The sequence below is a fragment of the Bacteroidota bacterium genome (assembly GCA_016722375.1).
GTDB lineage: Bacteria > Bacteroidota > Bacteroidia > Chitinophagales > LD1 > Bog-950.
Genome location: JADKJG010000005.1, coordinates 350,338 through 362,677, shown reverse-complemented (window position 1 = coordinate 362,677; position 12,340 = coordinate 350,338). Strand labels below are relative to the sequence as shown.

General features: G+C 42.9%; 7 protein-coding genes and 1 pseudogene. All 8 read right to left on the bottom strand.

From position 1 onward, the window contains the following. Nucleotides 1–10: 10 nt before the first annotated feature. The 8 genes and pseudogenes from IPP77_08970 to IPP77_08935 all read right to left on the bottom strand — a co-directional run bounded on the left by IPP77_08970 (nt 11) and on the right by IPP77_08935 (nt 12,322). On the bottom strand, nt 11–757 hold the full coding sequence (locus IPP77_08970; protein MBL0309785.1) for an SCO family protein: 747 nt from the start codon (nt 755–757) through the stop codon (nt 11–13). A 632-nt stretch (nt 758–1,389) separates the two neighbouring features. Next, nucleotides 1,390–3,206 (bottom strand): annotated as a pseudogene (locus IPP77_08965) (excinuclease ABC subunit C). 3 nt (nt 3,207–3,209) lie between these two features. Next, nucleotides 3,210–5,435, bottom strand: coding sequence for a transglycosylase domain-containing protein (locus IPP77_08960; GenBank protein ID MBL0309784.1), 2,226 nt, complete (start codon nt 5,433–5,435; stop codon nt 3,210–3,212). A 75-nt stretch (nt 5,436–5,510) separates the two neighbouring features. After that, nucleotides 5,511–6,866, bottom strand: a complete 1,356-nt coding sequence (locus IPP77_08955) for an MATE family efflux transporter (GenBank protein ID MBL0309783.1) — start codon at nt 6,864–6,866, stop codon at nt 5,511–5,513. 99 nt (nt 6,867–6,965) lie between these two features. Continuing rightward, nucleotides 6,966–7,154, bottom strand: coding sequence for a 50S ribosomal protein L32 (gene rpmF, locus IPP77_08950; protein MBL0309782.1), 189 nt, complete (start codon nt 7,152–7,154; stop codon nt 6,966–6,968). A 41-nt stretch (nt 7,155–7,195) separates the two neighbouring features. Further along, nucleotides 7,196–7,735, bottom strand: a complete 540-nt coding sequence (locus IPP77_08945; GenBank protein MBL0309781.1) for a DUF177 domain-containing protein — start codon at nt 7,733–7,735, stop codon at nt 7,196–7,198. A gap of 267 nt (nt 7,736–8,002) precedes the next feature. Then, the gene (locus IPP77_08940; protein ID MBL0309780.1) at nt 8,003–10,162 is read right to left on the bottom strand and encodes an OmpA family protein; all 2,160 of its coding nucleotides are present in this window, start codon (nt 10,160–10,162) and stop codon (nt 8,003–8,005) included. Between the two features lie 261 nt (nt 10,163–10,423). Next, entirely contained in the window at nt 10,424–12,322 is a 1,899-nt protein-coding gene (locus IPP77_08935) for an amidophosphoribosyltransferase (GenBank protein ID MBL0309779.1), read from the bottom strand. Nucleotides 12,323–12,340: the final 18 nt, after the last annotated feature.

Below are 12,340 nucleotides of genomic sequence, written 5' to 3'. Positions count from 1 at the left end.
ATTGCTTCACCTATTTTTTTGTTTTGTTCTTGAACCCACCGCCAAAACTTTTCCGACCTTCACTTTCGCGCAGCAACAATACTACATCCGCCATCAGCTTATTCACGGTGCTACTGTCCACCCCGCTATAATATCCGCGGATATTACCCTGTTGATCTACCATCACCAGTTTCTCGCTATGGATAAAATCTTCCGGTCCGCCGCCGTCATCTTCTTTAGCCGTCAGAAAAAAACCTTCGCTGGCCAATCGGAAAATATTTTCCCGGTTCTGGCGTAAAAAATACCACTTGCCCGGAATAGCATTGTGCTCATTGGCATAGCGGCGCAAAACATCTATCGTGTCGCGCTCCGGATCTACCGTGAATGATACTAGTCGGAAATTACCATCCTTAATAAATGCTTGCTGCACCCGCTCTAGGCTATGGTTCATCTTGGGACAAATGCCGGGACAACTGGCGAAGAAGAAATCAGCGATATAAATTTTTCCGCGCAGCGAATCTAAAGCCAGTGAATCGCCGCTCTGAGTTTCAAATTTCATATTGGGAATGGAGTGATAGACCGAATCTACCGACTTTTCTCCATCGAAATCGGTGGTTTCCTGTACGCCGGAGGCAAACATCTTGCCCGGTGAATGTGGCCGATTCTGCTCGCGCGACAGATTTTGCTTCTCTATATACCATTTGAAAAAGAAGGTGAGGACGACCGGTGCCGCTATTGCCAATATCAATCCAATAATTTTATTCCTTTTTAAATTCATGTTGTTCTTTGAATGAATAGTGACCAGACCCCTACAGGCCACTAAAGCAGATGCAAATAAAGTCAGAAATGAGGACGAATTGAATTCAACTCCACCGTTCTAATCGTTTTGTAGGCTATGATACCGTAATACATCTCTGTTTTAACAAAATATAGACCTGTGACCGTGGTGGAAGTATCCTTCCGTTTGCCAAATCAGCAGCTTGACCTGCCACTTTGACCGTTTGATTCTTAGAAAGGACGTCTTTCTTCGTAACAGGCACCGATCTCCTCGTAACCGGTGCCTGTTAGCAAGAGACAGGTCCCTGTTAGCAGCTACTCGGTACCTGTTAGTAAGAGACAGGTGCCTGTTAGCGGCTATTCTGGTACCTGTTAGCAAGAGACAGGTCCCTGTTAGCAGCTACTCGGTACCTGTTAGCAAGAGACAGGTCCCTGTTAGCGACGATTCGGTACCTGTTAGCCAAAGATCGGTACCTGTTTGCAGCTATTCGGTACCTATTTTATAAATGCCTGTCCACCAAGTGTTTAGAGTTTAGATGAAGATAATTTGTATTGGATTTTTGATGAAATGGATGAGATTTGTATAACTCCCAATTGTCATTTTTTGAGATTGTACAGACAAAGATGCTCAGACTATTCTTTTTCGCCTGAATTATTCCCCCCTTTCAACCCCTCCATCACGACCATCGCTTTCTTTTCGCCCAACACTTCTTTCAATTCTTCTAAAGAGGCTTCCTTGATTTTTTTCACGCTCTTGAAATGTTTAATGAGCAGTTCAAACGTTTTTTTACCAATGCCTTTTATGTTGAGCAGTTCAGAGTTGATGGCTGCTTTGCTACGGCGCAAACGGTGATGCATAATGCCGAAGCGGTGGGCTTCGTCCCTCATGCGCTGGATGAGACGAAGCGATTCTGATTTTTTGTTGATGTAGAGCGGCAGCGAATCGTCGGGGAAATATATTTCTTCCAGCCGCTTGGCTATTCCCACAATGGCTACTTTTCCATAAATGCCCAACTGCTCCAGCGCATGCACCGCAGAACTGAGTTGCCCTTTGCCACCATCCACAATAATGAGTTGAGGCAAGTCTAAGCCTTCGTCCAACATTCGTTTATAGCGACGGGTAATTACTTCCTCCATCGAAGCAAAATCATCGGGGCCTTCCACTGTTTTGATGTTGAAGTGGCGATAATCTTTTTTTGAGGGCTTTGCTTCTTTAAATACTACACAGGCACTCACGGGGTGGGTGCCTTGTATGTTTGAGTTGTCAAAGCACTCGATATGGCGCGGCAGTTCGGTGAGTTTCAAATCTTCTTTCAGCGTTTTCATAATGCGGAACCCAGGCTTCTTTTCTTCGGGTGTCATGTTTTGGCGCACCCGTTCCTCGCGCATATAGAGGGCATTCTTTAAAGCTAAATCAAGCAGGCGTTTTTTATCACCCACTTGTGGTATGGTCAGTTTGATATTCGCCACAGGAAATTCAATCTCAAAAGGAATGATGATTTCGGCTGCCGGTTCTGTTTCGGACAGTGAATGTTCCGTTATTGCACGAAGCAAAAGTTCTTCTCTGGTTTCATCCAGAATTTTCTTCACCTCAATGGCGCGGGTCTTCACTACGGTTCCGTTTATGATTTTGAGATAATTCATAAAGGCCGCTGCGCTGGATTCGGTGTAACCATACACATCTATATCAGTCAACTTGGGATTGACAATCGTGGATTTACTTTCATAATCGCTCAGCATGTCAATCTTCTTCCGGAATTCTTCTGCCTTTTCAAATTGAAGTTGGTCGGCGTATTCATTCATCTTCTTGGTCAGATAATTTTTGACCGATACAAAATTACTTTTGAGGATGTTGCGGATTTGCTGGATGTTTTCGTTGTACTCTTCCGCAGTTTGCAAGCCTTCGCAGGGGCCAAGACAATTCTTGAGATGATACTCCAGGCATACTTTGAATTTCCCGGCCTGAATATTTTTATCTGTAAGCACCAAGTTGCAGGTGCGCAGCGGAAAAATACTCTTCATCAGGTCGAGTACAATCCGCGCATTGAATATGGAAGTGTAGGGGCCGAGATATTCTGATCCATCTTTAATCACATTGCGCGTGAAGAACACACGCGGGAAGGGTTCCTTTTGATGCAGATAAAGGGATAGGTTCTATCGTCGCGCAACATCACGTTATAGCGCGGCAGATATTTTTTGATGAGTGAATTTTCGAGCAGCAAGGCATCTTGCTCGGTATCTACAATCACGAACTCAATATCTCGAATGAAATGAATCATGCGCGCGATACGGTTCGAGTGATCGTTTTTGGTGAAGTAGGAGGAGACTCTTTTCTTCAGGTCTTTGGCCTTACCGATGTAGAGAATCTGACGTTCTTCATTCAGGTATTTGTAAATGCCCGATTCATTTGGAATGGCATCTCGATAGGATTTGAATTCTTCGGAGGTCATGCCTTACTCATATTCGCTACCTTTCACCCGGCCGCTGCTGCCTCCGCTGAATTTACTACAGTCCAGTTCGATAGTCATCTTTTCTACCGGAGGCTGAAAGCGATGTTCAGGATTGATTTCCTGATGGAAATTGAGGCTGTCTGCATAAACTTTTTGGAAAAACTTAGCCCATATAGGCAAAGCGGTGCTAGCCCCTTGCCCATATTGCATACTTCGGAAGCGGATATAGCGGTCATCGCAGCCTGTCCAAGAACCGGCAATTAAATCAGGGGTGCAACCGATGAACCAACCATCAGAATAGTTTTGGGTTGTACCGGTCTTGCCGAAAATGTCATTCATCAGTTTATAGCGATAGCGTAAACGAACACCAGTTCCACCCAACACAACGTTGCGCAATAGCTCTACCATCACGTAAGTGGTCTGCTCATCAAGTGCTTCATTTTTATTCGCTACAAAATCTTGAAGCACATTCCCGTTTTTATCTTCAATGCGCGTAACGAACATAGGCTCGACATGGGTCCCGCTGTTGGCATAGGTGGTGTATGCTCCGACCATCTCGAACAGCGAAATATCAGGTGTGCCGAGACAGATAGAGGGCTGAACCGGTATCTCACTTTTTATACCCATAGTTTGCACCAATCTAATAACGGCTTCGGGACCTATTTCATGCATTAAATAAGCCGTCACCACATTCACCGAATTGGCTAACGCTTGCTTTAAACTTAATGTGCCCCCGTATTTACCATCGCTATTGCGCGGCGTCCAGTTTTGAATCAAGTTAAACTTGGGATCGCCTTTCTCAAAAGTGACGGGCTGGTTTGGAACCCGGAAGCAGGGGGAGTATCCTTTATCTCGGATAGCCACCGTGTAAACAAAGGGTTTGAAAGTAGAACCAATCTGTCGCTTGGTATTGATGTTGACATGGTCGTATTGAAAGTATTTGTAGTTCACTCCGCCAACCCAGGCACGGACGAAACCAGATTCGGGATCAACGGCGAGAAAACCGTTTTGTAAAATCATCCGATGGTAGCGAATGGAGTCATAGATGCTGATGAGCGTATCTTTTTCGCCACCATCGTACGAAAATATTTTTCTCATTTCGGGTTTATTCATTTCCCGGTCAATCTCAGCTTCTGTTTTCCCCTCTTTTTTTAATTCTACATAACGTGGATGGTGCTGATACATCGCCTTCCATTCCGTAGGAAAATCTTTCCAGGGGTCTTTGCCTTTCCAATGTTCAAAAAATAATTTCTGCACTTCGCTCAAATGCTCTCGTTGAGCTTCTTCTGCATAAGTCTGTAACCTCGAATCCAACGTGGTGTAAATTTTCAAACCGTCTTTATATAAACTGTATTTACTTCCATCCGGTTTGCTATGTGTTTCGCACCAGTTCTTCATCCACAGTCGTAGGTATTCTCTGAAGTAGGGTGCAATTCCCTCCACCTGAGTATCTGCATGAAAATCGAGTTTAATAGGTAGTTTAAACAGGGAATCTCTTTGTTCTTTTGTAATAAACCGGTAGGTGCACATCTGGTCAATCACAACGTTTCTCCGCTGCCTTGAGGTTTCGGTATGTGAGCGGGGATTAAAATAGCTGGGAGCTTTCAGCATACCTACCAATACAGCGGCTTCTTCTATCTGAAGAGAATCTACTGCTTTGCCAAAGTACACATGAGCTGCAGATTTCACCCCATAGGCATTGTCGCTAAAAGGAACGGTGTTGAAATACATGGCCATGATTTCCTCCTTTGTATAAGCACGTTCTAACTTGACGGCTATAATCCACTCCTTAAATTTTCGAAATGCTAGTTGAATTTTATTTAACCGCTCACGGGGAAATAGATTCTTGGCTAATTGTTGTGTGATTGTGCTGCCTCCTCCCTGGCTTTCACCGGTAAACAGACCTTTGATGACGCGGAGTAACGCCCTGAAATCTACTCCAGTATGACTGAAATACCGAATGTCTTCTGTTGCCAGAAGAGCATTTTTTAAATTGGAATTGAGGTTTTCGTAGGCAACATTGCTCCGGTTCTCAAGATAAAATTTTCCGATGATTTTCTGATCGGTGGTGATGACCTCGGTAGCCAAGCTATTGTTTGGATTTTCAAGATCTTCAAAGGTGGGCATATAGCCCATCTTCCCATTTGCTATGAGGTAAAACAGTAGGATGATAGTAGAAACACCCACTAAAAACATAGCCCAGAGACCTAAATAGATTTTTTTGCGCACCGAGGGTAAATGTAGAAAGAAAGTGTTCTTTTTTATGAAATGGTCAGATAGTAATCATCGGAGAGCAAACTGAGTTTATACTTCCTCAAATTTTATTCTGGGTACCATCCATTTGAATCTTGAAATCTGCATCACAGCAGTGACACTCAAACCGACAATGAACCCGATCCAGATTCCCTTTAAGCCTAACCCAAATGTAAAGGTCAGCAAATAGCAAGTAGGCAGCATAATCATCCAATAAGAAACAAAGGCTATAACTGCCGGAATCTTTACATCCTGTACCCCTCGCAGCACTCCGGCTGCCACTGCTTGTAAACCGTCACTGATTTGAAAAAACGCCGCAAAAAGGAGCATGGAAGATGCGAGAGCTATTACTTCCGTATCGTCCGTATATAAAGTTGGCAGAAAGCGGGCACCTGATAAAAACAGGATAGCAAATAGGATTTCTATTGCTATAGTCAGCATAAAAGCGGTGTTACCCGCAATACGAATTTCTTCTCTGTTCCGGGCACCATAGGCAAAACCGGCCAGAATACTGCCCGCCGCAGAAATACCGGTTAAAATCATAAAAGTTATTGATGCCAAACCTATAGCAATTAGGTGAGCGGCTTCATATTTCACACCAAGCCAGCCGCTCATAATTTGAGCACCGCCAAAAGCGGCCACTTCCCAAAAGAATTGTAACCCTGCTGGAATCCCTATTTTTAAAATCATACGGATGTAACTGATTCCTTCAGCCACGGTTTCCTTGTATTCGTTTCTTAATTGGCCAAGTTGTTTATCCCATTGAATAAAGGATAAAAAAGCAATCACCATCAGAACCCTTGAAATTGTGGTAGCAATTGCAGCGCCTTCAATTTCTAATCGGGGCACACCTAGGTTTCCGTAAATAAATATCCAGTTTAAGAACACATTGAGTATCAGGCCGCCAATAGTGACCACCATTCCCACTTTTGTTCTGCCCATGCCATCCAGCAGTTGCTTGCAGGCTGTGAAAAGAAATACAAAAATGGTGGAGTAGTTAACGATGTTTAAATAACGGGTTGCTATTTGATCTACCACTTTATCCTGACCAAACCAATGAATATTGGTTGTGATGAGCATCATAGCACCTGTAAATAGGACAGATAGTACCAGTGCTACTTTTATACCGGATCGGTAAACCGCCATCGCTTTCCAGTTTTGCTTTTCTCCATATACCTCTGACACCAAAGTAGAGATTGCAAATAAAATTCCCATGCCAAGCAGGTTCGTCATCCAATAAATACTATTGGCAAAACCTCCCCCGGCGATATACTCCTGTCCCAGTCCTCCTATTTGGATAATGTCAAAGAAGCCCATTAACACCTGCCCTAATTGTCCGATAATAATCGGTAAGGCCAAGCGTAAAGCCTCGCGGGCTTTATTTCTATAGATTTCTGATAGTAACATGAATCAATATCCTTGAAGGAATTCTTATCCGGATAAAATAAAAAACCCCACCAGCAGATGCCGATGGGGGAAAAAATAGTTTTTTACTTGGTAGCTTGCCTACTTCTTGGTTTTCTCTAAAACGGTCTTACCGCGATAAACCAGTTTATCTTCGCTCCAATGAGCCCGGTGCATCAGGTGTGTTTCGCCCGTGGTCTGATCTACGCTGGTAGTAGGAGCTTCGGCTTTGTAATGAGTTCTTCTTTTGTCTCTTCTCTGTTTAGAGAGTCTATGTTTAGGATGTGGCATAAATATTATTTTTTAAAGTTGATTAAATATACTAAGGCTTATTAGTTCTTCAAATTTTTAAGTGCTGCCCATCTGGGGTCAACATCTTTTTCTTCTTTTCTCTCTTGTCCAATTTTTTCGTTGATGATATATTTCAATACCTCCTTATTACATTGAGGCTCTTCTCCCGGATTCTGGCAGCCCTTCTTTTGAATGGGAAGGCAAAGAATAATGTACTCATACACCAAGTGTGAAACATCGAGAATGGTTTCATCCGGTGGAATGAATATCACTTCATCTTCATCTTTCAAATCCAAAGCGCTCTCGCTGAATTTCACATAACAAGTAAAGTCGCCAAAAACTTGCTTGTCGAATGGCTCTAAGCACAGGTCGCACTCGGTACGGACAGTGCCATCAATGAAAAAATTCAAAACAAAGAACGTTTCCTTTTTCTCCAACTCCAGTTTTACCTTCACCTTACAATCCTGTACAGGCGATTCGGCGAAAAAACTGAAGAACCTTTTGTCAATATCAAAACTGAATTGATGATTGCCAATCCTCAAACCGACAAAGGCTATTTCAAATTCTCTTAGTCCTTTCACAATCCTTATTTATATTATGATTTCACTCGGATTCCGAACCTATTAACTCAAACACTTTAACTACTGTTTTTGCCAAAAGGACGGCAAATATAGGAGAATTACAGAAAATTAAAAATACTTGGGGAAAGAATCTGAATTTCCATCAATGATGCCTTTGCTGCTTTCAAAAGCGCTAAAGGAGAACTCTTGTCAATTACTAATGCCGGCAGTGGCACGTTGGTTAGAAATGAAAAAGGCTTCTGAAATTTCAGAAGCCTTTTTTCAAAATTATTTATCAGATGATCCTGCTTTGAGTCCGGGATGTGGTGCAGGAGGATTGCTGCTACCACTCTCCCCATCGTTGGCGTAGCGGAAGTCCACCTTGTTGGTTGCCTTACGCTCGGCAGGTGAACTTGCGGCCTTTTTCCCGCCGCGATATTTTAAAATGAATCGGTCACGAGAGATGCCGTATTTTTCTACAAGATAATCTACTGCGGCGTTGGCCCGATTCCAACTTAATTGTTCGTTAAATTTGGGATCGTTTCTCGATTCATTAAATCCGGTAACCACTAACCTAATATCCGGACAGAGCAACATCCTTTCGGCTATTTGCTGTAGTTTATTTTCATAACTCGGATCTATATTGAACTTATCATCATCAAAAGAGATGTAAGGCAACGCAACTTTGGCACAATCAATTCCAGTACCAGTACTGGTACCAGTGCCAGCACCTAGACGAGGAGCAGCGCCTTTTCTCTTATCCACCCGCTCACCCGCATCTACCGCAGTTTCTCGGATGGTATTGCCCTTTTGTTGAATTACTGCTCCTGTCGAATCCGTTTCCTGAATATTATTACCATGAACAAGTTCCCCCTCTGGTCCTGTCTTATAACTATTGCCCTGATTAACTTCATCACAACAACTTGGAACTATCGCAACACCTACCGAATCAATCGGATATCCCGGCGGCGAATAAGGCTCCTTATCTTCACAATCAATGATGCCATCTTTATCGCTGTCTAAAGCTACACCATGTGTATCAACCGGACAATCTTTTTTCGTATTAGGCTCTTTGTCAAGCATGTTTGGAACCCCATCTCCATCATCATCCTTAAACAAGGCTTCTGCAATCGCTTCTGGATTCATATCTCCAATCTTCTTGTAAGAATATTGAATCGGATTGAGCCAATAAAGCGGCTCTGTTCTCTTCTTCAATCCTATATGGAAGTTAAAATTCAACGAGGTATAAGAGATATTATCATAGTGGGATGTTAGTGAGGAGTGCTCATCCTGCTCCCAACGGTAGCCATCCAAAAGTCGGCTGCTTTGGCTAAGAATAACCCGTTCCTCTAAGCCAATAGTGAACCATTTAGTAGCGTGGAACATTATTCCTGCACCAACGGTAAATGCCGGTACAAAATGCCATTTTTTAATGCCGACCAGATTGTCATCTTGTTCGGCATCCGTTTCGTATTTCCCATCCAAAATTTGGTTCAGCCTGATGTAAGCTTCTTTTCTTCTATCCTTCCTAGAGGCATTTACCCAAGGACTATTCGCTGGGGTCTGTTGAAGTTCCATCACTGGCGAAAAATCATAAGCTTGGCCGTTTTCATCTAAGGCATCATACCGGGTTCGATAAAAGTAACCATCCACCCCGCCTAACAAGTAGATATTGATAATATTTCTCTCTCGGTGAAAGTTGATATTGCCGATGTTGACAATCGCTTGCAGGGAAACATCATGGACGTAGGTCCGGTAGTTAAAGAAGAAAAAACCGTTCATCCGTATGCCCCTCGATGTCCGGGTAGCATCTAATTTTGGATTGTTATAGTAGCTCGGTCCTATAGAGTCGCGAACAGTATTATTGGTTCCGGGCCCTTGCTGTAGCGGATTCAACACCCTATTAAACCGTAGAGTGGCATCGGGTCTCCAGTTTCTACCTGTACTACGCTGAAAGAGATACTGCAAACGGACGGAAAATACATAACCAACTGCCTTTCGAATGGTAAATCCTGCTCCGATATTATCAAAGGGACTAAAAGGAGAAAGTTTAGGACTTACGTTTCCACTGACAAAAGCGGCTCCGAAATTCACCCCAATCTCCCAAGCATCTTTAGGTTTTGCCGGGAAATAGTATTGACTGTTTCTATAAGATTGTTGTTGCTTTCCTCTTTTCTTCCCCCGCTGAAAGGCCGCCGAATCCGTATCATAACGCGGCATGAGGGGTGTAGAAATTTCTTTTCGCTTGTAGAAATTATATTTTTTTGATTCCAAGTCAGACTGCATAAACTGCATCTGGTTTTGAGGATCATGTAGCTTCTTTTTTTTCTCTTGCAAAGTTGTATCCCTAAAAGAGGTGTCTGCCTTTGCTACCTCATATCTAGTCACCACCGCGTTTTTCAACGTGTCTTTGCGGTTCTCTCCTGTCTGAATTTTTGTGGAATCCACTGACGCATTTTGCGCAAAGGCAACACAGAAGCCAACGCTCAGAAGTAATGTAAAAAGGAATTTCGAGTAGTCTTTAATCATTTAGCGGTCACTTTAATTATTCATTTATCGCCTTTGTCCCTAGGAAAATTAATCTGTGGCATGCAAATTAAATCAAAAAGGCTTATCCACACAACCTTGCGCTAAGTTTCTTAAAAAAAACAGAAAATAACTATTGTCTATAAATGGAATACAAGAATCGAAAGGCGCAATATTATCTTCCTAATAAGCCCGATCATTTTTTCCATCCACATAGTTAATAAATGCTTGGTTGGCCACTCGGTTTCCACCAGGGGTTGGATAATTTCCGGTAAAATACCAGTCGCCCAAATTATCGGGACAAGCCAAATGCAGGTCTTCAATCGTTTGATATATAATCTCTACATCAGCAAAAATGTGCTGTGGACGAACGATTTCAGCTATCTTATTTGAAATTTCTGTAGCCGAAAAGAGGTCATATAGTCCCTTTAAGCAGTTTTTTACTTCATCAGCCGGCTTTGCGTTTGCCATTTTACATAATTCATATACCTCCTGAACTTGGGTTTCCAAGGCTCGGTCTATTAACAAGGCCATCAGGGCTCGAAAGGCGACGAAATCTTTCATGCGACTCATATCAATTCCATAACAGTCAGGATAACGTATCTGCGGCGCAGAAGAAACAACAATAATTTTTTTCGGATTCAGCCGATCAAGAATAGAAAGAATACTCTTTTGAAGAGTCGTTCCTCGAACGATGGAATCATCCATCACCACCAAGGTGTCTTTTCCTGAAACGATAGACCCATAAGTAATATCATAAACGTGGCTGACCATTTCATCGCGAGACTTATCATCCGTAATGAATGTCCTTGCCTTGACATCTTTCACCGCTATTTTTTCGACGCGTGGCCGTAAATCGAGTAGCCGTTTTAATTCTTCCGGGGAAATATTTTTTTCGGCGCTTATTTTCTCACGCTTATACTTATTCAAATAATCCTCGACTCCTTTCATCAATCCATAGAACGCCACTTCGGCAGTATTGGGAATAAATGAAAAGACGGTATTGTCAAAATCATAATCAATTGCCTTCAGGATTGCTGGAGTCAATAATTCTCCCAACTTCTTTCTTTCACTATATATTTCTTTATCCGTCCCCCGGCTGAAATAGATTCGTTCGAAACTGCATGATTTTTTTTCACCCGGTTCGCGGACTAAATCATGCTTCACTCTGCCATCCTTTTTAATGACCAATGCATGACCCGGCCTAACCTCCTCAATTTTCTCAAAGGGAACATTAAAAGTGGTTTGTATCGCTGGCCGTTCTGAAGCTACCACCACCATCTCGTCATCATAATAATAGTATGCGGGACGAATTCCATTCGGATCGCGCAGCACAAAAGCATCACCGTGACCAAAAGCTCCTATAATGGCATATCCGCCATCAAAATCTTTGGCAGAGCGCGACAAAATACGCCGAACGCTTAACTCCTTAGCAATAAAATCAGTGATTTCCTTGTTGCCATAGCCTTGATCTTTATAGCGATCAAAAATCTTCTGAACTTCATCATCCAAAAAATGTCCAATTTTTTCCATGACGGTAATCGTATCACTTCTTTCTCTTGGATGCTGACCAAGATGGATGAGCATGTTAAATTGGTCATCTACATTAGTCATGTTGAAGTTGCCAGCCAATACAAGGTTCCTGGTCATCCAGTTGTTTTCACGAATGAAAGGATGACAAGCACTGTCATTGTTTTTTCCGTAGGTGCCATAGCGCAAATGTCCGAGAAGCACCTCACCTATGAAAGGATTGTTTCTTTTATACCAGTCTGCCTCTGCAACCGGATTGTCCAGAGGTTTCCGTCCATCTGGGAAGGAAGAAAATATCTCCGTAAAAATATCTGCAATAGGCTGGTTCGTGCTGCTGCGCACCCGATTGATAAAATGACTACCCGGATGTGGATCCAGCTTGATAACCGCAGCACCGGCTCCATCTTGCCCACGATTGTGCTGCTTTTCCATCAACAAATACAGCTTATTCAGCGCATAGTTAACGGTGCCGTATTTTTCGGCATAATATTCAAGGGGTCTGAGCAGACGAATGAGTGCAATACCGCACTCGTGTTTAATAGGATCGCTCATAGCGGGAGCGCAAATTTA

Bases quoted from the DNA above. Each gene is read 5' to 3' on its own strand.
- IPP77_08955 (MBL0309783.1), bottom strand. From the start codon at position 6,866: ATGTTACTATCAGAAATCTATAGAAATAAAGCCCGCGAGGCTTTACGC.
- IPP77_08935 (MBL0309779.1), bottom strand. From the start codon at position 12,322: ATGAGCGATCCTATTAAACACGAGTGCGGTATTGCACTCATTCGTCTG.
- IPP77_08970 (MBL0309785.1), bottom strand. From the start codon at position 757: ATGAATTTAAAAAGGAATAAAATTATTGGATTGATATTGGCAATAGCG.
- rpmF (MBL0309782.1), bottom strand. From the start codon at position 7,154: ATGCCACATCCTAAACATAGACTCTCTAAACAGAGAAGAGACAAAAGA.